22 protein-coding genes and 2 tRNA genes are annotated in these 23,131 nt (G+C 66.8%); 9 read left to right on the top strand and 15 right to left on the bottom strand.

The window, feature by feature from the left end:
- Positions 1–30 precede the first annotated feature (30 nt).
- The 3 genes from POF53_RS19970 to POF53_RS19960 are packed head-to-tail and all read right to left on the bottom strand — an operon-like array spanning position 31 to position 2,462.
- Positions 31–723: a pseudouridine synthase gene (locus tag POF53_RS19970; RefSeq protein WP_498969119.1), complete on the bottom strand. Its 693-nt coding sequence runs from the start codon at positions 721–723 to the stop codon at positions 31–33.
- A 34-nt stretch (positions 724–757) separates the two neighbouring features.
- Positions 758–979 carry a cysteine-rich CWC family protein gene (locus POF53_RS19965; RefSeq protein ID WP_203647819.1) on the bottom strand — a complete coding sequence of 74 codons (222 nt, stop codon included), beginning with the start codon at positions 977–979 and terminating at the stop codon, positions 758–760.
- Positions 972–2,462 carry a sensor domain-containing diguanylate cyclase gene (locus POF53_RS19960; RefSeq protein WP_254464213.1) on the bottom strand — a complete coding sequence of 497 codons (1,491 nt, stop codon included), beginning with the start codon at positions 2,460–2,462 and terminating at the stop codon, positions 972–974. The genes POF53_RS19965 and POF53_RS19960 overlap by 8 nt, the downstream gene beginning before the upstream one ends.
- A 212-nt stretch (positions 2,463–2,674) precedes the next feature.
- On the opposite strand from POF53_RS19960, the gene POF53_RS19955 reads away from it, so the two are divergent.
- Entirely contained in the window at positions 2,675–3,112 is a 438-nt protein-coding gene (locus tag POF53_RS19955) for a hypothetical protein (RefSeq protein ID WP_232855765.1), read from the top strand.
- Between the two features lie 13 nt (positions 3,113–3,125).
- Here the strand turns inward: POF53_RS19955 and dspII are convergent, their stop codons facing one another.
- Entirely contained in the window at positions 3,126–4,232 is a 1,107-nt protein-coding gene (gene dspII / locus POF53_RS19950; protein ID WP_498969116.1) for an enoyl-CoA hydratase/isomerase DspII, read from the bottom strand.
- A gap of 128 nt (positions 4,233–4,360) precedes the next feature.
- Here dspII and ung point away from each other — a divergent pair, with 128 nt between their 5' ends.
- On the top strand, positions 4,361–5,053 hold the full coding sequence (gene ung / locus POF53_RS19945) for a uracil-DNA glycosylase (RefSeq protein WP_498969114.1): 693 nt from the start codon (positions 4,361–4,363) through the stop codon (positions 5,051–5,053).
- 113 nt (positions 5,054–5,166) lie between these two features.
- On the opposite strand, the gene POF53_RS19940 is transcribed toward ung, so the two are convergent.
- From POF53_RS19940 to POF53_RS19920, 5 genes are all read right to left on the bottom strand, one after another.
- Positions 5,167–6,195, bottom strand: coding sequence for an AbrB family transcriptional regulator (locus POF53_RS19940; protein WP_498969112.1), 1,029 nt, complete (start codon positions 6,193–6,195; stop codon positions 5,167–5,169).
- Complete coding sequence (locus POF53_RS19935; RefSeq protein WP_232855768.1) at positions 6,188–7,702, bottom strand: tripartite tricarboxylate transporter permease; 1,515 nt, start codon at positions 7,700–7,702, stop codon at positions 6,188–6,190. Before POF53_RS19935 ends, POF53_RS19940 begins: the two co-directional genes overlap by 8 nt.
- Before the next feature lie 3 nt (positions 7,703–7,705).
- Positions 7,706–8,164: a tripartite tricarboxylate transporter TctB family protein gene (locus tag POF53_RS19930; protein ID WP_203647814.1), complete on the bottom strand. Its 459-nt coding sequence runs from the start codon at positions 8,162–8,164 to the stop codon at positions 7,706–7,708.
- A 176-nt stretch (positions 8,165–8,340) separates the two neighbouring features.
- On the bottom strand, positions 8,341–9,321 hold the full coding sequence (locus POF53_RS19925) for a Bug family tripartite tricarboxylate transporter substrate binding protein (RefSeq protein WP_498969109.1): 981 nt from the start codon (positions 9,319–9,321) through the stop codon (positions 8,341–8,343).
- A 31-nt stretch (positions 9,322–9,352) separates the two neighbouring features.
- The gene (locus POF53_RS19920; RefSeq protein WP_498969108.1) at positions 9,353–10,657 is read right to left on the bottom strand and encodes an OprD family porin; all 1,305 of its coding nucleotides are present in this window, start codon (positions 10,655–10,657) and stop codon (positions 9,353–9,355) included.
- Between the two features lie 184 nt (positions 10,658–10,841).
- Here POF53_RS19920 and POF53_RS19915 point away from each other — a divergent pair, with 184 nt between their 5' ends.
- Positions 10,842–11,513 (top strand): response regulator, encoded by a 672-nt coding sequence (locus POF53_RS19915; protein ID WP_203647812.1) that lies wholly within the window; start codon positions 10,842–10,844, stop codon positions 11,511–11,513.
- On the top strand, positions 11,506–12,885 hold the full coding sequence (locus POF53_RS19910; protein ID WP_096048587.1) for a sensor histidine kinase: 1,380 nt from the start codon (positions 11,506–11,508) through the stop codon (positions 12,883–12,885). The genes POF53_RS19915 and POF53_RS19910 overlap by 8 nt, the downstream gene beginning before the upstream one ends.
- Positions 12,886–12,992: 107 nt before the next feature.
- Here POF53_RS19910 and POF53_RS19905 read toward each other — a convergent pair whose 3' ends face one another.
- Positions 12,993–13,799 carry an HDOD domain-containing protein gene (locus POF53_RS19905; RefSeq protein WP_050703963.1) on the bottom strand — a complete coding sequence of 269 codons (807 nt, stop codon included), beginning with the start codon at positions 13,797–13,799 and terminating at the stop codon, positions 12,993–12,995.
- Positions 13,800–13,854: 55 nt separating this feature from the next.
- A complete protein-coding gene (gene ygfZ / locus POF53_RS19900; RefSeq protein ID WP_475860906.1) occupies positions 13,855–14,796 on the bottom strand; it encodes a CAF17-like 4Fe-4S cluster assembly/insertion protein YgfZ in 942 nt (313 codons plus the stop codon).
- Positions 14,797–14,929: 133 nt separating this feature from the next.
- On the opposite strand from ygfZ, the gene POF53_RS19895 reads away from it, so the two are divergent.
- Both POF53_RS19895 and POF53_RS19890 read left to right on the top strand, forming a co-directional pair.
- A complete protein-coding gene (locus POF53_RS19895) occupies positions 14,930–15,184 on the top strand; it encodes an FAD assembly factor SdhE (RefSeq protein WP_028690159.1) in 255 nt (84 codons plus the stop codon).
- Positions 15,168–15,620: a protein YgfX gene (locus POF53_RS19890; RefSeq protein WP_203647809.1), complete on the top strand. Its 453-nt coding sequence runs from the start codon at positions 15,168–15,170 to the stop codon at positions 15,618–15,620. Before POF53_RS19895 ends, POF53_RS19890 begins: the two co-directional genes overlap by 17 nt.
- 3 nt (positions 15,621–15,623) lie before the next feature.
- Here POF53_RS19890 and rdgC read toward each other — a convergent pair whose 3' ends face one another.
- The gene (rdgC, locus tag POF53_RS19885; protein ID WP_232855770.1) at positions 15,624–16,544 is read right to left on the bottom strand and encodes a recombination-associated protein RdgC; all 921 of its coding nucleotides are present in this window, start codon (positions 16,542–16,544) and stop codon (positions 15,624–15,626) included.
- A 216-nt stretch (positions 16,545–16,760) separates the two neighbouring features.
- On the opposite strand from rdgC, the gene POF53_RS19880 reads away from it, so the two are divergent.
- The 3 genes from POF53_RS19880 (at position 16,761) to POF53_RS19870 (ending at position 18,790) form a co-directional block, all read left to right on the top strand.
- Positions 16,761–16,836, top strand: a tRNA-Val gene (locus tag POF53_RS19880).
- Between the two features lie 13 nt (positions 16,837–16,849).
- Positions 16,850–16,926 (top strand) — tRNA-Asp (locus POF53_RS19875).
- A 157-nt stretch (positions 16,927–17,083) separates the two neighbouring features.
- Complete coding sequence (locus tag POF53_RS19870; RefSeq protein ID WP_254464211.1) at positions 17,084–18,790, top strand: molecular chaperone HscC; 1,707 nt, start codon at positions 17,084–17,086, stop codon at positions 18,788–18,790.
- Here the strand turns inward: POF53_RS19870 and POF53_RS19865 are convergent.
- The 3 genes from POF53_RS19865 to pcaQ all read right to left on the bottom strand — a co-directional run bounded on the left by POF53_RS19865 (position 18,784) and on the right by pcaQ (position 23,114).
- Positions 18,784–21,429 carry a hypothetical protein gene (locus POF53_RS19865; RefSeq protein ID WP_498969103.1) on the bottom strand — a complete coding sequence of 882 codons (2,646 nt, stop codon included), beginning with the start codon at positions 21,427–21,429 and terminating at the stop codon, positions 18,784–18,786. The genes POF53_RS19870 and POF53_RS19865 overlap by 7 nt on opposite strands.
- Entirely contained in the window at positions 21,426–22,118 is a 693-nt protein-coding gene (locus tag POF53_RS19860) for a DUF1266 domain-containing protein (protein WP_203647806.1), read from the bottom strand. Before POF53_RS19860 ends, POF53_RS19865 begins: the two co-directional genes overlap by 4 nt.
- Before the next feature lie 63 nt (positions 22,119–22,181).
- Positions 22,182–23,114 (bottom strand): pca operon transcription factor PcaQ, encoded by a 933-nt coding sequence (gene pcaQ / locus POF53_RS19855; RefSeq protein WP_232855774.1) that lies wholly within the window; start codon positions 23,112–23,114, stop codon positions 22,182–22,184.
- Between the last annotated feature and the right edge of the window lie 17 nt (positions 23,115–23,131).

Genomic DNA, 23,131 nt, shown 5'->3' with positions numbered 1-23,131 from the left:
GGCCGCTCCTACAGGGGCATGCAAATCCGCTCAGACCGAGGCGATTTCCTCGGTGGTCAGCGCCCTGAACGCTCCTGGAAGCAATATCGGGTCCAGTGTGATCGAACCCATGCTTTCCCGATGCAGCCCCACCACCTTGTTCTGGAAGTGCCCGAACATCCGCTTCACCTGGTGATAACGCCCCTCGACGATGACCAGACGTGCGCTGCGCGGGCCGAGGATATCCAGCTGGGCGGGCAGGGTGGTGAGGTCTTCGAAGGCGAAGTAGAACCCTTCGCGGAACCTGTCGACGTAATGTGCGCCGATCTCGTCCTCGGTGTGCACCAGGTAGGTCTTGGGCTGCTTGGTCCGTGGCTGGGTCATGCGTCGCGACCACTGGCCATCGTTGGTCAGGATCATCAGCCCGGTGGTGTTGTAGTCCAGGCGCCCGGCGATGTGCAGGTCATCGCGCAGCTCTGCCGGCAGCAGGTCGAGCACGGTACGGTGCTGCGGGTCCTGGGTGGCGCTGACGCAACCGGTGGGCTTGTGCAGCATCAGGTAGCGCGCCGGACGGCCGGCCTGGAGCACCTGCTCATCGACCTCGACGCGGCTGAATTCACGCACCTCCAGCAACGGGTCGGCGGTCGGCAGGCCATCCACGCGCACGCGCCGCTGCGCCAGCAGCAGGCGTACTTGCTGGCGGTTGTAGCAGGGCAGGTTGCCGAGGAATCGGTCGAGGCGCATGGGGCGGGTCGCTTGCGGGAAATCGGCGCGCAGTCTAGCGGATCGTGTGCACTGGCGCTGCCTTGAGTTGCCCATCGACCTGCGCGCAGCGCGGGCACAGGCAAGCCTTGTCGCGCAGTTCGGTGGGCAAGGCCTCGATCACTGTTGGGTCGATGGCCACTTCGAAGCACCAGCAGCCTTGCGTGGCGTTGCGCGGGTCGGCCAGGCCGCACCGGTTGAGGGCGCCGCAGGCGGGGCAGTGTCGAGGATCAGGCATGGTCGGTTCCGGGCATTTCGCTGCAGACACGGTTGCGTCCGCCTTGTTTGGCACGATAGAGCGCGTGGTCGGCGCGGGTCAGCAGGCTGTGCAGGCTGTCGTCGCGCTGCAGGGCGGACAGGCCGATGCTCACGGTCAGGCGCAGTGGCTGGTCGGCATGGCTGAAGGTCAGTTGCTCGGTGCGCCGGCGGATCTTTTCCGCCACCTCGATGGCCTGGCGACCTTCGGCTTCGCGCAGCAGCACGATGAACTCCTCGCCGCCCCAGCGGCACAGTATATCGGACTGGCGCAGGCTGCCCTGCAGCACATTGGCGAACTGGCGCAGCACTTCGTCGCCGGCCAGGTGGCCGTGGGTGTCGTTGAGGGTCTTGAAGTGGTCGAGGTCGATCAGCAGGGCGACCAGCGGCGCGTTGTCGCGCTGGGCTTCGATAAGGGCCTGGCCGGCCAGCAGGTCGAAGCTGCGGCGATTGGGCAGGCCGGTGAGGCTGTCGAGGGTGGCCAGCGCTTCGGCGTTGTCCTGGTGCCGCTTGACCATGGCATTGAGCAGCGACAGGACCACCAGGGTGATCATGGCGCAGATCGCCAGGTTCAGGTACAGCGACTGGCGGATGCGGTCCAGGGCGCCGGTTTCGCGCTTGTCCACCAACAGGTACCAGTCCAGTTCCGGCAGCAGGCGCACATTGAGGAAGTGACTGTGGCCGTCGTTGTCGGTGTACTCGTGGCTGCCGCTGGCCGGTGTCGGCATGCGTGCCAGCAGGTCCTGCCACTGGCTGCTGTCGGCCAGTTGCTGGCCAGCCCGCAGGCCATGGGGGCCGCCGTCGGAGCCGGTCAGCAGGACCTTGCCCTGGGCATCGGTGAACAGCACCGAGCGCTGGTAGCGCCGTTGGTAGTCGTCGATCAGGCGGACCACCGACTCCACGCTCAAGCCCACGCCGGCGGCGCCGATGAAGCGCTGCTGGTAGTCGAGCACCCGGTGGTTGATGAACACGGTGAGCTTGTCCTGGTTGGCCATGTCCAGGTCGACGTTGATCTCGTAGGGTTTGCTCGACTGGCGCAGGCGAAAATACCAGGCGTCGCGCCAGGCGTCGGCCCGCACCTGCTTGAGCACGCCCTTGGCCTGGTAGTAGGTGAGGCTGCGGTCGGAGACGAAGAAGCTGGTGCAGGTGGCCTGGCTGCCCATCACGGCGCCCAGGTAGCGGGTGATGCGCCCGGTGTCCTGCTCGCCGGCCAGCACCCAGTCGCGCAGGAAGGTATCCTGGGCCATCATCGAGGCGATCAGCACCGGGCGGATCAGGTCCTTCTGGATCTCCGAGTAGACGTTGTCGGAGGTCAGCGGCAGCTCGGTGTTGACGATGCCGTCGCGGATCGCCCCGCGCGAGGCGTAGTAGCCGAGCAGCGAAGTGGCCAGGAAGCCACCGGCCAGCAACAGCAGCAGGGCGAAGATCAGCGAGCGTTGCGAGAACAGGGTGGAAGGCGAGGGCATGATCGTCCCGTGAGGTGTGCCGGTGGCCACATTCTAGAGAGATGACCGAAAAATGACTGCATGTTTTTCGGCGTTACAGGACCTGTTTCAATTTGTTGCGAAAATGGCACTGAACCCGGTTGCCACGGTCTTATCCTGTGTCGACCAACAGCTTGTCGTCGACGCCCGCCAGCGTCGCTGTGCCGGGCATCCCTGCGGTCCAGGAGGCCGCCATGTACCCACGAATCCTGCTCGTCGTCCTGCTCGGACTGCTGACCTCCGCCTGCGCCCCCTATTACGAGAGCGGCGGCTATTACCGCAGCGACTACTACACCAGCGATCGCTACGTTTACCCAGGCTACTACCGCCAGGACCGCTACTACGTGGTGCCGCAGACCCGTTACTACTATCAGCCCGCGCCGCGTTACTACAGGCCGGCGCCGGTGCCGCAATACCGCCCTTATCCGGCGCCCGGCATGCAGCCGCGCTGGCAGGGGAATCCGCGTTACGACTACGGCAACCGCCAGCGCTACGACTACGGGCGGGATCGCGACCGCCACGACTACCGCAATGACGACCGCCGGGGCGATCGCTGGCACTCCAACGGGCAGGGCAACCGTGACCGTCGACCCGATGGGGGCCGGGGTGGCGAGCGGGGCTGGTCGCGGTGACAGGGCACTGACGTCATCCCAGTTCCGCCAACGGATGGCGCCCCTCCCAGGCCTTGCTGAAATGCGCCTCCACCACCGCCGCCGGCACCTGTGCCACATCCGGCCAGTGCCAGTGCGGGGTGTTGTCCTTGTCCAGCAGACGGGCGCGCACTCCTTCGCTGAACTCCGGGTGACGGCAGCAGTTCAGGCTCAGGGTGTATTCCATCTGGAATACCTGGGCCAGCGACAGGTGCCGCGCCCGACGGATCTGCTCCCAGACCAGGTGCGCCGTCAGCGGGCAGCCCTCGCGCAGGCGCTGGCCCGCCGCGGCCAGCAAGGGATCGGTATGGGTGGCCAGGCCGGCCAGGGCCCGCCAGGCCGCCACCGGGTCGGCCACATCGAGTACTTCGTCGATCACGGCGCGGCGTGCCAGCCACTGGCCTTGTGGTAGTTCGGCGCACGCGCGGTGCTGCTCGGCCTTTAGCAGGCTGTTGAGTTGCAGCGCGGTCTGTTCTTGCCAGTTCAATTGCAGCAGTTCCTCGATCAGCGCCTCCTGCTGATGCTCGCCCAGGAAACGATCGGCCAGGTCCAGGTCCAGCGCGTCGCGGGCGTTGAGCGGGGCCCCGGTCAGCCCCAGGAACAGGCCGAGCTTGCCCGGCAGGCGGGCGAGGAACCAGCTGGCGCCGACATCCGGGTACAGGCCGATGCTGATTTCCGGCATGGCCAGGCGGCTGCTGGGGGTGACGATACGTACCGCGGCGCCCTGCAGCAGGCCCATGCCGCCGCCCAGCACATGGCCATGGCCCCAGCACAACAAGGGTTTGGGGTAGGTGTGCAGGCGATGGTCGAGGCGATATTCGCTGGCGAAGAAGGTAGCGGCCAGCGGCGGTACGCTACCGGGGTGTTCGCGGCAGGCCTCGACCAGGGCGCGGACATCGCCACCGGCACAGAAGGCCTTCGGCCCGTTGCCGCGCAGCAGCACGCAGACGATCCCGGGGTCGCTGGCCCAGGCGCGCAGCCGCTCGTCGAGCACTTCGATCATGGGCAGCGTCAGGGCGTTGAGCGCCTTGGGCGCATCCAGGGTGGCGATGCCGATACGGGCGCCGTCGACGCCGGTCAGTACCTCGCATTGAATGGACATGGACTACCTCGCGCAGGTCATCCCCTCAGTATGGCCTGCCGCGGCGAAGCTGCCGGTCGTCGGTCGGATCGATTGACAAGCCGCCCCGGCTTTCCTAGTGTCGCGGCACTTTGCTTTTGGATGCCCCCATGACCGACGACGATCGCATCAAACTCGAACCCAGCTGGAAGGCCGCGCTGCGCGCCGAGTTCGACCAGCCCTACATGCATCAGCTGCGCGAGTTCCTGCGTACGGAATACGCCGCCGGCAAGGAGATCTACCCGCCCGGGCCGCTGATCTTCAACGCCCTGAATTCCACGCCGCTGGAGCAGGTCAAGGTGGTCATCCTCGGCCAGGACCCGTATCACGGCCCCGGCCAGGCCCATGGCCTGTGTTTCTCGGTGCAGCCGGGCATCCCCACGCCGCCGTCGCTGGTCAATATCTACAAGGAGCTGCAGCGCGATCTGAACCTGCCGATCCCCGCGCATGGCTACCTGCAGAGCTGGGCCGAGCAGGGCGTGCTGCTGCTCAACACCACCATGACCGTGGAGCGCGCCAATGCCGCGTCCCACGCGAAGAAAGGCTGGGAGTTCTTTACCGACCGGATCATCCAGGTGGTCAGCGAGCAGTGCCCGAACGTGGTGTTCCTGCTGTGGGGTGCCCATGCCCAGAGCAAGCAGAAACTGATCGATGCCAGCAAGCACCTGGTGCTCAAGTCGGTGCATCCATCGCCATTGTCGGCTTACCGTGGGTTCTTTGGCTGCGGGCATTTCAGCCGTACCAACAGCTTCCTGGAACAACGCGGGATGGCGCCGATCGATTGGGCGTTGCCGCTGCTGTGATTGGCTGAGGGCCTCTTCGCGGGTAAACCCGCTCCCACAGAAAATGTGCTGCCTTTCAGGGGCTGCGCAGTACCTGTGGGAGCGGGTTTACCCGCGAAGAAGCCAGCACATCTCTACTGGCTGGCATTCCAGCGCCGGAACAACGGCTCGGCCAGGAACAGCACGAACAACAGCCGCATCACCTGCATCGCCGTCACCAGCGGCACGGACAGTTGCAGGGTCTCCGCCGTCAGGCTCATCTCGGCGATGCCCCCGGGCATCATCCCCAGCGTCAGCGAGCGCAGGTCCAGGTGCGTCAGCAGGCTCAACGCCCAGGCCGCGCCCGCCGCGATCAGCATGCACAGCGCCGTGGCCAGCAAGGTCCGGCCAAGGAACGACGGCGCCCGGCGGAAGAATGCGCGATTGAAATGACAGGCCAGGCCGCTGCCGATCAGCCACTGGCCGATCTGGCTGGCGCCGTTGGGCAGGCCGATTTGCAGGTTGCCCGCCAGGCTCACGCTGGCTGCCACCAGCAACGGCCCGAACAACCAGGGGTTGGGTTGGCGCAGGCGCTGCCAGAGCAGCGCCACCAGCACCCCCAGCGGCGCGATCAGCGCCAGCCAGCCCCAGCTCACGCTGCCGGCATGGTTCAGCGGCACGCCATCGCCGAGCAAGAACTTGAACAGCGCCGGCACGCACAGCACCACCGCCAGCACCCGCAGGCTCTGCGCCGCGGCCACCTGGCTGAGCACCGCGCCGTTGCGCGCCCCGAGGTTGACCATCTCGCCCGAACCGCCCGGCATGCTGGCGAAGAATGCCGTGGCGCGGTCTTCACCGGTACGCCGCAGCAGCCACACGCTGATCACGCTGGAGAGGGTGGTGAACAACGCGCCGAAGAAGATCAGCGCGAAGTGGCTGGCCACCTGCTCGATCACCGCCGGGGTGAAGTGCAGGCCGATGCCGATGCCGATGATCCATTGCCCGCATTTGCGGCCATTGGGGATTTCGCTGAGCTGCCAGGGGCTCAGGCAACGCACCAGGATGATCGCCAGCAACGAGCCGACCATCCACGGCAAGGGCCAGCCGACCTTGCTGGCGAGAAATCCGCCGGCAAGACCGACCAGCCCGGTGGCCCAGAACAGTGGCAACGACCGATCAGGCATCGGCCATGGCCCGGCGCTGCAGGGCACGTTTGCGCCAGCTGCGCAGCAGCGGCAGGCTCAGCATGCACACCACCAGCACCCAGACGCCCATGCTGATCGGGCTCGACCAGAGGATGCCCAGTTCACCGTTGGAGATCGACAGCGCACGGCGCAGGTTCTGCTCCATCAGCCCGCCGAGGATGAAGCCCAGCAGGATCGGCGACAGCGGGAAGTCCAGCTTGCGCAGGATGTAGCCCATGATGCCGATGCCGACCATCAGGAACAGGTCGAAGGTGGTGGCATGCACTGCGTACACGCCGATCGCGGTAATGATCGCGATTATCGGCACCAGCGCCCAGTTCGGCACGGCGAGGATGCGGGTGAAGACACGGATCATCGGCACGTTGAGGATGATCAGCATCAGGTTGGCGATGAACAGCGAGGCGATCAGGCCCCAGACGATGTCTGGCTGTTGTTCGAACAGCAGCGGGCCGGGGGTGATGTTGTACAGGGTCAGCGCGCCGATCATCACCGCGGTGGTGCCGGAGCCTGGCACACCGAGGGTCAGCATCGGCACCAGGGCGCCGCAGCAGGAGGCGCCGATGGCGGTTTCCGGCGCGGCCAGGCCACGGGCGTCGCCCTTGCCGAACTTGCCTTTGTCGCCGGCGATGCGTTTTTCGGTCATGTAGGCCACGGCACTGGCCAGGGTCGCGCCGGCACCCGGCAACACGCCCATGAAGAAGCCCAGCAGACCGCAACGGATGTTGACGAAGAACACCGACGCCGCTTCCTTGAGGTTGAACAGCATGCGCCCGGTGGCCTTGACCGCTACGTGACCATGGTGGGTTTTTTCCAGCAGCAGGAGGATCTCGCTGATGGAGAACAGGCCCAGCACCAGCACCACGAACTGGATGCCGTCGGCCAGGTGCACGCTGTCGCCGGTGAAGCGGTACACGCCGCTGTTGGCGTCGATGCCCACCGCCGAGAGGAACAGGCCGATCAGCGCGGCGATGAAGGTCTTCAGCGGCTTGTCGCCGGCCATGCCGCCGAGGGCGACGATGGCGAACACCATCAGCACGAAGTACTCCGCCGGCCCAAAGGCGATCGCCCATTTCGCCAGCAGCGGGGCGAACAGCACCATGCCGCAGGTGGCGATGAAGGCGCCGATGAACGAACTCCAGGCCGACAGCGACAGGGCCACGCCGGCCAGGCCCTGGCGGGCCATGGGGTAACCGTCCAGGGTGGTCATCACGGTCGAGGCCTCCCCGGGGATGTTCAGCAGGATCGAACTGATCCGCCCGCCGTATTCACAGCCCAGGTACACCGCGGCCAGCAGGATCAGCGCCGACTCCGGCGGCAGGCCGAGGGCGAAGGCGATGGGGATCAGCAGGGCCACGCCGTTGATCGGGCCCAGGCCCGGCAGCAGGCCGACCACGGTGCCGATCAGGGTGCCGGTCAGGGCGGTGACCAGGTTGTACGGGCTCAGGGCGACGCCGAAGCCCTGGCCCAGGTAGCTCAAGGTATCCATGTGTCAGTTCTCCAGTACGTCGAGCAGGCCGAGGGGCAGGGGCACGTCCATCACGCGGTCGAACAGCCAGTAGAGGAACAGGCTCATGCCGACCACCACCAGGGCACTGTGCAGCCAGCGGCCACCGTACAGGCGGGCCATGGGCACGCCGACCAGGATGGCGCTGAGGATGAAGCCCAGGGTTTCGAAGGTGCTGGCGAAGACGAGCAGCAGGCCGACGCAGGCGGCGATCTTGATCAGGGTCTCGCGGTCCAGTTCCGGTTCGTCGTCCTTGCGCACGATGGGTGTGGGGCGGATCGCCAGGTACAAAAGGCCCAGGCCCATCAGGCCGAGCATCAGCAGCGGGTAGGCGCGCGGGCCCACCGGTTCATAGGAGAAGGCGGCCTGGTAGGGCCAGGCCATCACGGCCAGCACGGCGCACAGCGCCAGCAGGGCCAGGGCGAAGAGGCGTTGCAGGATCATGGAAGAATCCTCGGTAATGTTCGACACGGCGCGGCCCTCTGTAGGAGCGGCCTTGTGCCGCGAAAGGGCTGCACAGCAGCCCCGGCAATTCAAGCTGCGAAGCTGAAATCCTGGGGCCGCTGCGCAGCCCTTTCGCGGCACAAGGCCGCTCCTACAGAGGGAGCTGTGTGAGTGGCTTACTGGATCAGCCCGAACTCACGGGCCAGCGCCTTGTAGTCCGCCACCTGCCTCTTCACATAGCCGTCCAGCTCCTCGCCGGTCATGGCGAACGGGAACAGCTCGCGCTGGTCACGCAGCTTGGCGAAGTCCTCGGAGGCCAGCAGCTTGTCGAACGAAGTCTTCCACCAGGCATAGTCCTCGTCGCTGACCTTCGGCCCCAGGTAGAAGCCGCGCACCACCGGCCAGACGATGTCGTAGCCCTGTTCCTTGGCAGTGGGGATGTCCTTCATTTCCGGCTCGTCCAGGCGCTTGTCGGAGAACACCGCGAGGATGCGCATGTTGCCGCTCTGGATATGCGGCATGGAGTCGGAGATGTCGGTGGAGCCGACCTGGATGTGCCCGCCCAGCAGCGCGGTGGCGATTTCGCCGCCGCCTTCCAGGGCCACGTAGCGCAGGTCGCGCGGGTTGATCCCGGCGGCCTTGGCGATCAGCGCGGTCTGCATCCAGTCCTGGCTGCCGACGGTGCCGCCGGAGCCGATCACCACCTTGCTTGGGTCTTTCTTCAGCGCCGCGACCAGGTCGTCGAGGGTCTTGTAGGGCGAGTCGCTCTTCACCGCGATGGCGCCATAGCTGGTGCCGACGGCCGCCAGCCACTTCACCGCGTTCTCGTCGAAACGGCCGAACTTGCCCTGGGCCAGGTTCAGCAGTGAGCCGCTGGACCAGGCCACCAACGTGCCGGCGTCAGCCGGGCGCTGGGCGACCACCGCGTTGTAGGCCACCGCGCCGACACCGCCGGGCATGTAGGTCACGCGCATGGGCTTGCTGAGGATCTTCTCGTTGACCAGGGCGCTCTGCACCAGCTTGCAGGTCAGGTCGAAACCGCCACCGGGCGAGGCCGGGGCGATGCATTCGGGGCGTTTCGGTTCGGCGGCCAGGGCGTTGCCGGCCAGCAGCAGGCAACCAGTGGCCAGGACGAGGCGGCGCAGTGAAAAGGTCATCGTCTATCTCCGTGAACGTTGTTGTTATGGGTTACCACAGAGCCACGCTGTAGCTCACCAGCAGCCGCACCTCGTCCGCGTCGCGGGTGAAGTTGGAGCGGAAGGTGGCGTTGCGCAGGCGCACGGCGACGTTCTTCAACGGGCCGCTTTGTACCACGTACTTCAGTTCGGTGTTGCGTTCCCACTCCTTGCCCTCGCCACCGGCGGCGCGGCTGACGTTGTCGCCGCTGATGTAGCGGGTCATGAAGGTCAGGCCGGGGATGCCGAGGGCGGCGAAGTTGTAGTCGTAGCGCGCCTGCCAGGAGCGTTCGTCGGCACCGGCGAAGTCGTTGATCTGGACGAAGTTGACCAGGTACGGGTCGGCGCCATCGACGTAGGGGAAGGCGCTGTCGCCGGACAATTGCTGCCAGGCGCCGCTGACCTTGTGCCCGCCCAGGGTGTAGCTGAGCATGCCGTTGACGGTGGTGTTGTCGATCTTGCCGGCCTTGGCCGCGCCGGCGTCGTCGCTGATCGCCAGGCGCAGGTCGGCGCCGAAGGTGCCCGGGCCCCAGGGCTGGGTGGCGAGCAGGCCGATGAAGTGCTGGCGGTAGATGTCGTCGAGCTGGGCGAAGTGGTAGCTGCCGGTGATGCGGTCGGTGAACTGGTAGTCCAGGCCGCCCATGTCGAAGTTGTCGGCACTGAAGGTGCCACCGAAGCGGCCGTTCTTGTTGTTCAGGGCCAGGTCTTCCCAGTTGCTGTCGTCGCGGTCCTTGGCCTTTTCCAGGCGCCCGCCGGTGAAGGTCAGGCCCTTGATCTCCTTCGAGGTGACCAGGCCGCCTTCGAAGGTCTGCGGCAGGATGCGCCCGTCGTTGGGCTGCAGGGTGGGCAGTTCGGGGATCAGCGTGCCGATCTTCAGCTCGGTCTGCGAGACCTTGACCTTGCCGGTGAGGCCCAGCTTGGAGTACTCGTCGGCCGCCTTGCCGTTGTCGTGGGTGGGCAGCAGGCCGGTGCCTGTGCGGTCCTTGCTGGAGTCGAGCTTGACCCCGACCATGCCCAGCGCGTCCAGGCCGAAGCCCACGGTGCCCTCGGTGTAGCCGGACTCGAAATTGAGCATGAACCCCTGGGCCCATTCGTCGCGTTTGGATTGCTGCGCGCTGGTGCCGTCGCGGAAGTCGCGGTTGAAGTACATGTTGCGGGTTTCGAAGGTGGCCGTGCTGTCTTCGAAGAAGGCGGCCTGGCTGATGGGCGCGACACCGGCAAGGGCGACGGCGCTGGCGAGGGCGGAAGGTCGGGCGGCGAATGAACGGATAGGCGCAAACGCCTGCGGCTGCATGGACAGCATCGTCGGTGACTCCATTTATTGTTCTTATGTGTTGCACCTTGCTGGTGCTTTTTGCGGCGCGCGGGGCGACCGTGGTGCGATGCTAGGCAACCAACCTTTCGCTAACCTTTCAGCGTGAAAGGTTTCCGGCGAGGGCTTCACAGCACCCGCCACGGGGTTACACTCCGCGCAAAAAGCCCAGCCGAACAGGGAGAATCCGATGCGTGTGCTGCTGGTCGAAGACCATCTGCAACTGGCCGAAAGCGTGGCCCAGGCCCTCAAGAGCCAGGGCCTGACCGTGGACGTGCTGCATGACGGCGTGGCCGCCGACCTGGCCTTGGCCAGCGAGGACTATGCCGTGGCGGTGCTTGATGTCGGCCTGCCGCGGCTGGACGGTTTCGAGGTGCTGGCGCGGCTGCGCGGGCGCGGCAAGACCTTGCCGGTGCTGATGCTCACCGCCCGCAGCGATGTGAAGGACCGCGTGCACGGCCTGAACCTGGGCGCCGACGACTATCTGGCCAAGCCTTTCGAGCTGACCGAGCTGGAGGCGCGGGTCAAGGCCCTGCTGCGCCGCAGCGTGCTTGGTGGCGAGCGCCAGCAGCGCTGCGGCCCGCTGGTCTACGACCTGGATACCCGGCGCTTCAGCCTGGGCAGCGAGCCGCTGACCCTGACCCAGCGCGAGCAGAGCGTGCTCGAGGCGCTGATCGCCCGCCCTGGCCGGGTGATGAGCAAGGAACAGCTGGCGGCCCAGGTGTTCGGCCTCGACGAGGAGGCCAGCGCCGACGCGATCGAGATCTACATTCATCGCCTGCGCAAGAAGCTCGACGGCCATCCGGTGGCCATCGTCACCTTCCGTGGCCTGGGCTACCTGCTCGAGCACCGCGATGCGTGACAACGGCAGCCTGCGCGGGCGTTTGCTGGGCAACCTGGCGCTGCTGCTGGTGGTGCTGATGCTGGCCAGCGGCCTGAGCGCCTACTGGAACGGTCGCGAGGCCGCCGACACCGCCTATGACCGGACCCTGCTGGCGTCGGCACGGACCATCGCCGCCGGCCTGTCGCAGCGCGACGGCACCCTCAGCGCCGATGTGCCCTACGTGGCCCTGGACACCTTTGCCTACGACAGTGCCGGGCGTATCTACTACCAGGTGCTGGACATCCACCAGAAGCTGATTTCCGGCTACGAGAACCTGCCGCCTCCGCCGCCGGGCACGCCGCGCACCGACGACTATCCGGCGCTGGCGCGCTTCTACAACGCCACCTACCTGGGCCAGGACGTGCGCGTGGTCAGCCTGCTCAAGGCGGTGAGCGAACCGAACATGAACGGCATGGCCGAGATCCGCGTGGCCGAGACCGAGGAGGCACGGGTGCGCATGGCTCGCGGGCTGATGGCCGACACCCTGCTGCGCCTGGGCATGCTGGCCTTCGGCGCGCTGGTGATGGTGTGGTTCGCGGTGAGTGCCGCGCTGCGCCCGCTGGAGCGCTTGCGCACGGCGGTGGAGGAGCGCCAGCCGGACGACCTGCGTGCTCTGCCGGTGGTCCAGGTGCAGCGCGAGCTGGGGCCGCTGGTGCGCGGGCTGAATCACTTCACCGAGCGCTTGCGGGGGCAGTTCGAACGCCAGGCGCAGTTCATCGCCGACGCCGCCCACGAGCTGCGCACGCCGCTGGCGGCGCTCAAGGCGCGTGTCGAACTGGGCCTGCGCTCACGGGAGCCGGATGAATGGCGCAAGACCCTGGAGGCAGCGGCCCAGGGCACCGACCGACTCACCCACCTGGCCAACCAGCTGCTGTCGTTGGCACGGGTGGAGAACGGCGCCCGGGCCATCGCCGAGGGCGGCGCCCAGCGCCTGGACCTGAGCCAGTTGGCCCGCGAACTGGGCATGGCCATGGCGCCCCTGGCCCATGCCCGCGGCGTCGCCCTGGCGCTGGAGGCCGAGGCGCCGGTGTGGCTCAAGGGCGAGCCGACCTTGCTCAACGAACTGCTCAGCAACCTGGTGGACAATGCCCTGGCCCACACCCCGCCCGGTGGCGACGTAGTCCTGCGGGTACTGGCGCCGGCCGTGCTCGAAGTCGAGGACGACGGGCCGGGGATTCCCGAGGACGAGCGTGAGCGGGTGTTCGAGCGCTTCTACCGACGCAGCGCGCAGGGTAGCGGGCTGGGGTTGGCCATCGTCGGCGAGATCTGCCGGGCGCACCTGGCGCAGATCAGCCTGCACGACGGCGAGCGGGGCGGGCTGAAGGTGCGGGTGAGTTTTATCGCGGATTGATGTGTTGTCCCTACAGCCCTATTCGCGGGTAAACCCGCTCCCACAGGGAGGCTGGTGACTGTGGGAGCGGGTTTACCCGCGAAGGGGGCGGCGCATACGGGGCTCGATCAGCGCAGCATGCTGCGCGCATCCAGCAGCTCGGCGATATCCAGCTCGGTGCCATAGGGCAGCCCCAGGTGGCGGTAGGCGGGCAGGGCGGCCAGGGGCCGGCTGCGTTCGCGCTGGCTGATGCAGCGGGCGATCTGCACGATGTCGATGTAGTCGATCTGGTCGGTGCGCCGGTCCAGGTCCTGCACCTGACTGGGCACATTGACCAACTGCTCGGGGAATTCCCAGGCGCTGAGAATCTTGTCGCCCAGCACCGGTTGGATCTGCTCGATCACGAAATGCAGGCAGATCGGGTCGGACAGCAGCTCGTTGTGCTCCTCGGCATAGATCAGCACCGGCAGGGCGCCGATCTGGTGCACCAGGCCGCCGAGGGTGGCCTGGTCGGGCTTGAGCTGGGTGTAGCGTCGGCACAGTTCATAGCTGATGCCTGCGACTTCCAGGCTGTTGGCCCAGATATCCCGCAGCTTGTGTTCCACCGCCGGGGCGCGGGCATGGAAGATCTGCTCGATCACCAGGCCGATGGCCAGGTTGCAGCTGTAGTTGATGCCCAGGCGGGTGATGGCGGTGTGCAGGTCGGTGACTTCGACGGCGGCGCGCATCAGCGGGCTGTTGACCACCTTGATCAGGCGGGCCGACAGCGCGGCGTCGCGGCCGATCACCTTGCTCAGGGCGGAAACGCTGATCTCGCTGTCTTCGGCGGCTTCGCGGATGCTCAGGGCGACTTCCGGCAGCGTCGGCAGGACCAGGTCGTCCCGGTCGATGGCGGCGAGCAGTTGCGCTTGGACCTTCTCGGCCAGCTTGTTCATGGACTTCTCTACGGCAAAGGTGGTGCTGCCCCGGCATAAAGCCGGGGCGGGCTGGTCAGCGCTGGATTTCCCGGTCGCGGTCCAGTTCGTAAGGCAGGTCGAGCAGCGTCAGGCGCGGGCCTTCCAGGCTGCCCAGGTGCAGGTTGTCGTCCGCCACCGCCTCGGCGCTGAGCACGGCCAGCAGTTCGACGGCGCTGCCGGTGCTGGCCCCGATCACCACTTCGCCGACCGACGAGCCGTGGGTCGGCGAGAAGATCTCGGCGCCCGGCTGGGGTACCGCTGTCTCGGCCAGCGCCAGGCGATATTGGCGGCGCTTGAGCTTGCCCAGGTACTGCATGCGGGCGACGATTTCCTGACCGGTGTAGCAGCCTTTCTTGAAGCTCACGCCATCGACGGCCTGCAGGTTGATCATCTGCGGGATGAACAGCTCGCGGGTCGGGCCCATGACCTGGCCGATGCCGGCGCGGACCTGGCCCAGCAGCCAGTCGTTGAGCGTGCCCTCAGGCAGCAAGGCTGCGAGTTTTTCACCAACGGCGGCAGCCTGGTCGGCAGGCGCCCACAGTTCGGCCCGGCCGGCCGAGGCGCGGACGGCGATCAGCCCATCATGTCGGGCGGTCGCGCCGGCCTCGTCCGCCACGGACAGGCCCAGCGCCTGCAGGGCGGCGTCGCCCTGCTGCAGGCCGAAGCGCGTCCAGGCAGCGCTGTCGTCGACCAGCGTGGCCTTGGAGAACACCGCGTACTTCTTCAGGTCGGCAAGCTGTGCCGCGAGCAGTTCGCTGGCCATGGCCAGCAGGTAGCCATTGCCCTCGGGCAGGATACGGAAGCTCGACTGCATGCGCCCCTTGACCATGCAACGGGCGCCAAGGCTCGCGTGCTCGTCGCTGAGGTAACTGATGTTGCAGGTCAGCTGACCTTGCAGGAACTTGCCGGCGTCGGAGCCGCGGACGGCGAGGATGCCCTCATGGGAGAGGGTACAGAAGAAAGCGGAATCGGCCATGGGTCATCGCGGTAGCTAAAGACTGGCGGCCATCATAGAACGCCGGTAACAAAATAGGTAGGTGACTAGACCAACGCCTTGTGCCGCTTTGTCCGCTGCACGGTATACTGCGCGACCACTCGAGGAGGGCCCCATGGTCGAACAAACTGAACTCAACCGGCTTTTCTGGCACAGCCGCCGCGGCATGCTGGAACTGGACGTGCTGCTGGTACCTTTCACCCAGGAGGTCTACCCGAGCCTGAGCGAAGCCGACCGCGAGCTGTATCGTCGCCTGCTGACCTGCGAGGATCAGGACATGTTCGGCTGGTTCATGGAACGCAGCGAGTCCGAAGACCCGGAGCTGCAGCGCATGGTTCGCATCATCCTGGACCGTGTCCAGCCCAAGTGAATGCTTCGAGTGCCGTTGGCAAGGCTCGCGCCTGCTGCTGACGGCCTACCTCGCCAGCCTGGCGCTGGCACTGCTCACCCTCGCGCTGATGGCGCTGCCCGGTTGGCTGCGCGGCCTGCTGGTCGTCGCCTGTCTTGCCCACGCCTGCTGGGCCATTCCCCGGCGAATCCTGCTGATACACCCCGAGGCCATCACCGGCCTGCGCCGTGACCCACGTGGTTGGCTTCTATATAGCCGCGCGCGGGGCTGGCAGTTGGCGCGCCTGTGCAGGGACAGCGTCGCACTGCCCAACCTGGTGGTACTGCGGTTCGTGCCCAAGGGGCACAGGTTCAGCCAGAGCCAGTGCATCCCCAGGGACGCACTGGATCGTGAGGCGCACCGGCGATTGCGGGTGCGCCTGAAGTTCAGCCGGCGCCGCTGGGCCGCGCCGGCCTGACCCTCAGACCCCCTGCGGGATCTCTTCGCCGCCCAGGGCTTCGAACAGCACTGGCAGGAACTCGGTGAAGGTCATCATCATCAGCTGGAAGCTGGCGTCGAACTGTTGCTGGGCCTCGTCGCCGCCATCCTGCTCGGCCTGCTCCTGCAGCAGTTCCTCGAACTTCAGGCGCTTGATCACCATCTTGTCGTCGAGCACGAACGACAGCTTGTCCTGCCAGGCCAGGGCCAGCTGGGTGACCAGCTTGCCAGTGCTCAGGTGCAGCTGGATTTCCTCGCTGGTCAGGTCCTGGCGCTTGCAGCGCACGATGCCGCCGTCCTCGGCGGTGTCGCGCAGTTCGCACTCGTCGAGGACAAAGAAGCCCTCGGCGGCCTTTTGCGACTTGACCCAGTCGGTCATGGTCGCGCTCGGCGCGATCTTCACGGTGGCCGGGCGCACCGGCAGCGAGCCGATCACTTCACGCAGGGTCGACAGCAGGTCTTCAGCGCGCTTGGCGCTGGCCGAGTTGACCAGGATCATGCCCAGGCGCGGGGCGATGGCGGCGAAGATCATCGAGCGGCGGATGAAGGCACGCGGCAGGAAGGCCTGGATGATCTCGTCCTTGATCTGGTCGCGTTCCTTTTTATAGACCTTGCGCATCTGCTCGGTCTCGATCTCCTCGACCTTCTCCTTGACCGCGTCGTTGACCACGCTGCTGGGCAGGATGCGTTCTTCCTTACGGGCGGCGATCAGCATGAACTCGCCACTGACGTGGACCAGGGGGGCATCCTCGCCCTTGCCGAACGGCGCGACGAAACCGTAGGTGGTCAGTTCCTGGCTGGCGCAGGGGCGGGCCGGCTTGCTGGCCAGGGCGGCCTCCAGGGCCTCGGCCTCGAACGGTACTTCCTGGGTCAGGCGATAGGACAGCAGGTTCTTGAACCACATGAGGGGGAATCTCTCCTTAATACATAAGGCGGGCATTATTCTCCGAGCGGCGGTTCCAGGCCAGCCCTGTCAGAGGGCCAGCAGTCTTATATAGAGGAAGAAAATCGCGGCGCGGCTAGGTCTTTGAAAGGCCTGGAAATTTTTTTCAGAAATTTTGAAAAAAGTGCTTGCCAGGGTAGGAGGTCCTCCGTAGAATGCGCGCCACACCGAGACGAAGGGTGATTAGCTCAGCCGGGAGAGCATCTGCCTTACAAGCAGAGGGTCGGCGGTTCGATCCCGTCATCACCCACCACTCGATGTATAGCGCGGCGGTAGTTCAGTCGGTTAGAATACCGGCCTGTCACGCCGGGGGTCGCGGGTTCGAGTCCCGTCCGCCGCGCCATATTTAGCTTCCAGGGCCCACTGAACACCCGGAAGCAACAGAGAAAGCGACCTTAGGGTCGCTTTTTTTGTTTCTGGCATTGCGCCAGAATGCCCCTGTCCGCCGCATGTGGCCAGCAGGCCCCGCGTCGGTTCCTATCGCAAGCCAGAGACCGATCATGCAGGATGCCAGCCTCTCCAACGCCCCCACCCATTCCACGCCACTGCTCGGTATCGACCTCGGCACCACCAACAGCCTGATTGCCGTCTGGCAGGGCGGTGAAGCCCGGCTGATCCCTAATGCCGTGGGTGAAGTGCTCACCCCTTCGGTGGTCAGTGTCGATGACGACGGCTCGATCCTGGTCGGCCAGGCCGCCCGGGCGCGATTGACCACGCACCCCGAGCGCTCCGCGGCGGCGTTCAAGCGCTTCATGGGTAGCGACAAGCGCTACACGCTGGGGGAGCATCGATTCACGCCTGAAGAATTGTCTGCACTGGTGCTGGGTGCGTTGAAACAGGATGCCGAGGCGTACCTGGGCTGCGCGGTCAACGAGGCGGTGATTTCGGTACCGGCGTATTTCAGCGACGAGCAGCGCAAGCGCACGGTGTTCGCGGCTGAATTGGCCGGGCTGAAGGTCCAGCGGCTGATCAACGAGCCGACCGCCGCGGCCATGGCCTATGGCCTGCACGAGCAGAAGTTCGAGCGCACCCTGGTGTTCGACCTGGGCGGCGGCACCTTCGATGTCACCGTGCTGGAGTACGCCTTGCCGCTGATCGAGGTGCATGCCTCCACCGGTGACAATTACCTGGGCGGCGAGGATTTCACCGAAGCGTTGTTGCAGGCCTGCCTGCGCGACTGGAACCTCAAGGTCGAGGAGCTGGCCCCCCAGGCCCTGGCCAGCCTGCATGACGCCATCGAACAGCTCAAGCGCGAGGCGGGCGAGGGCAGCCGCGTGCTGGACTGGCACGATGGCGTGCAGCCCCGCGAGTGGCGGTTGGACGACCTCAAGCTGCAGGCGATCTGGGCGCCTTTGCTGACCCGGGTGCGTGCGCCCATCGAGCAGGCCCTGCGCGATGCCCGGCTGAGCCCACGCGAGCTGGACAGCCTGGTGCTGGTAGGCGGCGCCACGCGCATGCCGCAGGTGCAGCAACTGGTGGCCAAGCTGTTCGGCCGCCTGCCGTACCGGCACCTTGACCCGGACACCATTGTCGCCCTCGGCGCGGCTAGCCAGGCCGCCTGCAAGGCCCGCGACGCGGCCATCGACGAATTGATCCTGACCGATGTCTGCCCCTACACCCTCGGTGTGGCCTCGTCCCGGGGCGAGGACGTCACCGGCGCGTTCTCGCCGATCATCGAGCGCAACACGGTGATCCCCACCTCGAAGGTGCAGCGCTTCTACAGCAGCCACCCGGAGCAGAAGTTCGTGCGCATCGCCGTGTACCAGGGCGAGCGGCCGTGGGTGCGCGACAACATCCTGGTGGACAGTTTCGAGATCCCCTTGCAGTCGACCGGCGAGATCCAGTCGCTGGACGTGCGTTTCAGCTACGACATCAACGGTCTGCTGGAAGTGGATGTGACCTTCCTCGAAAGCGGCCAGAAGCACAGCCACAGCATCGACCGCAGCCCCGCCGGGCTGGATGCCGAGGCGCGCCTGGCCAGCGAGGAGCGCCTGACGCGGCTGAAGATCCACCCGCGCGACACGCTGCCCAACCGGACCCTGCTGGCCCGCCTGGAGCGGGCCTGGATGCAGAGTCTGGGCGACGAGCGCGAGCTGATCGGCAACTGGCTGGACGCCTTCAACGCCGTGCTCGCCGGGCAGCAGGCCGGTGAGATCAGCCGTGAGCGCCAGGCGTTGAGCCAGGCGCTCGACGAGCTGCGCTACTGACCGTTCAGGCGCCGCAGGGTAGCCTGCAGGCTGTCATCGAGCAGCGCCTGCTGGCCCGGTTGCGAGCCGTAGCGGTTCGGCAGCCGGTCACCGGGCAGCCCCAGCAGCAACAGCGGCAATACCGGCAACACCCTGCTCAGCACGAGCAGCAGGATCAGCGCCGGGATACCCTGGCCAAGGTCGCGCAGGCGCCTGAGGAAGGCGCTGATCAACAACAGCACCGTGACCAGCATCATCACCGGCAGTGTGAGCATCATGCTGGCGCAGAGGGCGGCGGCGGCCAGGTTCAAGGCGAATCCTGAGCGGTTCAGGCGGCTATTGAGCTTCCATACGGCCCAGAATTTCGCCGGAGGGTGCTGCAGGGCATTGCGCAGCATGCGCTCGCTCCACGACAGCACGGCCATGATTGCACAACGCAGGCCCGGGTCCTGCTGCGGGTCGTCCTTGATCTTCTGCAAGGCGCGCAGGGCGCGCAGCTTCGGCGGCGCGCAATCGTTGTACAGGCTGTCCAGGGCGTCGAGCACGTCATTGAGCGCACGGCTGTCGACGCCGTGGGCATGGGCGAGTTCGGCCGGTGGATGCTTGGTCTTGCCTTGCAGCAAGCCGTTGCGCAGCGCCTCGAACCATTCGTCCTGCGGGGCCAGCGCTTCCAGGCGCTGGCGCAGACGTTCACGCTGCTCGGTGTCCAGGGAGCGGTCATGGTGCAGCACGGCGCAAAACAGCAGGTAACCCAGAGGATGGTCGTTGCCCAGGCTGCCATCGTCATGCTCCAGGCAGGCCAGCAATTGCGCTGCATCCGGTAGACGTGTGCTGTTCAGGGCTTGATGCAGGGTCAGCAACCGCGCTGAAACCACCGCCTGTACAGGGTCGCGGGTGTCCAGGCTGCCGAGCAGGCCACTGCTGCCGTCGGGGCTGGGCAGCAACTGGCAGAGCAGGGCGTGCAGCGGGGCGAACGGATGCCCGGCCGGGTAGTGCAGCTGGCTCGGCAGGGCCGGGTCGATCAGGGTCAGCCAGCGTGACGGCTGCTCCAGCAGGGCGAGCATGAACAATTGCTGGCGATGCCAGTTCCACAGCGACTCACCTTCAGGCATCGCCGGCAGCAGCACACCGGTCTCGGCGAGGTTGCCCTGCAGTTGCAAGGCGAACGGCGTGGTGAACAGGCGGCGCATGTCGAACCGCACATTCAGGGCATGCAGGGCGTGGGCCGGGTAGACCCGCATGCGCCGCAGCCATTCGCGACAGACCGGGCGGATGGCGTCCTCGGTCAAGGCCTCGGGCAGGGCCGCCACCGGGTCGTCGCTGGCGCAGAAATCCACCAGCGCCTTGACCACCGGGGCCTGTTCAAGCCAGTGCAGTTGCTGGCGGGCCTGGCGCTGGAAGCCTTCGAGGATCAGCGCGTCGAGGGCATCTTCGGCGAGGGGCTGGGCGAGAACCTGGCGCAGCAGGCCGGCTTCCCCGCGTTGTAGCGCCCAGGCCTGCCAGTACAGGCGGTGCAGGTCGTGGTCCTGCGGGTCCTGCAACAGCCAGGCGAGCAGCGGCAGTTCGTCGTCGCCGTCCAGCCGCCAGTCGACAAAGGTCGCGGCGATGCCTTGCAGCTCCAGGCGCGAGGCTTCGGACCAGCGCGCCAGGGTCTGCGGGGATTGCCCGGGGCTGCCCCAGTTCTGCGCGGGGTCGTCCAGCTCGGCGGGCCAGCCGGCCGGGGTGTGCAGGCGGTCGAAGGCCTGGATCAGCAACGGCAGGCGCTGGGGCTGGTGACGGGCGCAGAGGTCGATCAGCCAGCGTTCGGCCTGGGGGTGCTGGTGTTCGCGGTACAGCCGCAGCCAGCAGTCCAGGGCCTGTTGCTCGGCGCCCAGGGCATCGGCCTGGCGGGCCAGCAGGTAGAGCAGGTCGGCATCGTCCGGGGCCTGTTGCTGGCGCGCCTGGAGCAGGTCGTGGAAGGTCCTGCTGGCGATGCCGGCCTGGCAGAATTGCACCAGCAGGCGTTGCACCAGGGCCGGGTCATCCGGCATGGCCAGGCAGGTATGCACGCCGGCGAACTGCTCGTATTCGAACAGTGGGCGCTGCTGGTAGCAGTATTCAAGGCTGCGGAAATACCACAGGCTTTCCATCTGTGCGCTGGCCGGCCAGTCGCGCATGCAGGCGGTGTCGAAGGGGTCGGGCTCTTCCAGGCGGTCGAGGAAAGCTTCCACTTCGTGGCGGTCGTCCAGGCGCAGCAGCTGTTCGGCCCAGCCCAGGCGCCGGGCCAGCAGGCCCGCGCAGTGGTGGGACAGCGGTCCGCAGTCGCGCAGGGTGTGCAGCAGTTGCCAGCCGAGGTCGTCCAGTTCGTCCAGCGGCAACTCGTCCAGTTCGGCGATAAAGCGCTGCCAGGCTTGTGGGTCGAAGCGCAGGGACGGCTCCTCAAGCAGGGTGTGGAACTGCTTGAGTGCTGGATGAGGGGCATTCTCTTCGAGTGTTGGCTCAGCCTCGCTGGGCGCCTGCTCGCGGGCCAGGCGCAGGGCTTCCTCGTAGGCTGCCCGCAGCGCCTGGAAACCTTCGGGGTCGGTTTCCGGGTGGTGCGAGGGCAGGCGGCCGCGATAGGCCAGGCGGATGGTGTCCAGGTCCTGGGTCGGTTCGATCCCCAGGCGAATCCAGCAACTCATGACCAGCAGTCCTCTTCCAGCGTGGTGGGCCGTGCGGGCTCGGGCAGGGGCATGTCCCAGGGCAGCCCGGCCAGCAGGTCATGGGCGCCGAGGCGCAGGTTGAGCACGATGCAGCGATTCCAGTGCTCGCAGCCCTGGCGCTCGAGGTTGGCGGCCAGGGTCTCGTCGCTGCTGTCGCTGGCATTCCACAGCGCCTTGCCGAACAGGTAGCCGGCCAGGTAGCCGTCCCAGCGGTTGTAGTAATGGCGGGCGCGCAGGGCCAGGCGGTAGTGCAGGTAGAGGCTCTCGTCGCGTTCGATCAGGCCTTTCTTGACGCCGGCACGCAACAGGAAACCCATGCGCCCCAGGTCCCAGGCCCGGGTGCCGCCCGGGCCACAGTCGGGGAAGGTGCGGGCGGCGTATTCGTGGCGGATGCGCTCGCGTGGAGACAGGGTGTCGAGCAGGGCTTGCCACTGGCTGGGCAGGCAGCGCTGGTATTGCCAGTAGGCCTCGCTCATCTCGGTGGCGTGGCCGTTGTCGGCCATGCTGAGCATGTCCAGCAACTGGGCGCGGTTGCTGATGCCCCACCAGCGCTCGAGGTCGGTCTGGTCTTCGCCCTCGAAATAGTCGGGGGCGGTGTAGCTGGCGCCGTTGAGGGCGGCCATGGGGGCGGAGAGGGCATGCAGCCAGTGCTGCGCGGTTTCGTCCATGAAAGGGGTCCTGGAGGCGCGGGGAACTGGCGGGGATTGTATAGGAAGATGCCTGCCGGGTTGTCAGGGATAGGTCCCGAGTCGATAGGCCTCGGCCACCTCGCGGAGCACCTCGCACACCCATTGCGCCGGCAGGCTCTGGGGCAGGGCCGCATTGCGGCAGATGCCCACCGACCCGCCCGGTTCGCGCACACCGAGGTCGAGTTCGGCCAACTCACCACGCCCGAAGTCGATCAGCACGGCGTCCCGTGGCGCCACCCAGACCGCCTCGCTGCCCAGCACATAGCGCCTGCTCAGGGCCAGCGACAAGGTTTCCAGGCGCTGTGCCGGCAGCGGGATCGCGCATTGCACGAACAGGCTGTCGGCATGCTGGCGAATGGTCGTCCCCGGTGGTGGCAGCACCAGCGGATAATCACCGACCTGCCTGCGCTCGACGGGCTGCTGCGCCAGCAGTGGATGCCCGGGCCGCACCACCAGGGTCATCGACTCGCTGTACAGGTGCTCGAACGACAGCCCCTGGATCTGCGGGCTGTCGGTCATCCGCCCGACCACCAGTTCCAGCTCCCCCAGGTGCAACTGGCCGAGCAACTGGGCGCTGGCCCCGGTCACCACGCTGATCAGCAACGCCTCGTGACGTTGGTGCAGGCGGCACAGCACCTCGGGCATCAGCAGCCCTTCGACCGTCGACAGCACACCGATGCGCACCTGCGACGGCGCTCGCGCCTCGCCGCGGACACTGCCGACCCCGTCGCGCAACGCCTGCACGCTGGGGCCGGCGTAGCGCATGAAGCGCGTGCCGGCCGGGGTCAGGGTCACGCCGTTGTGGCCGCGCTCGAACAGGCGTGCCTCGAGCAGCTCCTCCAGTTCCTTGAGGGTCTTGGAGATCGCCGGCTGGCTGATCGCAAGCACGTCGGCGGCCCTGGCCAGGCTGCCCTGCCGGGCAATCTCCAGGAAGCACAGCAGGTGCCGGAACTTGATGCGGGTATCGAGGTTCATGCCCGGCAGTGTATCCG

It is taken from the genome of Mitsuaria sp. RG (assembly GCF_028369275.1).
Taxonomy (GTDB): Bacteria; Pseudomonadota; Gammaproteobacteria; order Pseudomonadales; family Pseudomonadaceae; genus Aquipseudomonas; species Aquipseudomonas peradeniyensis.
Note: the sequence above shows the minus strand (reverse complement) of the source record. Positions and strands in the feature narration are given on the sequence as shown.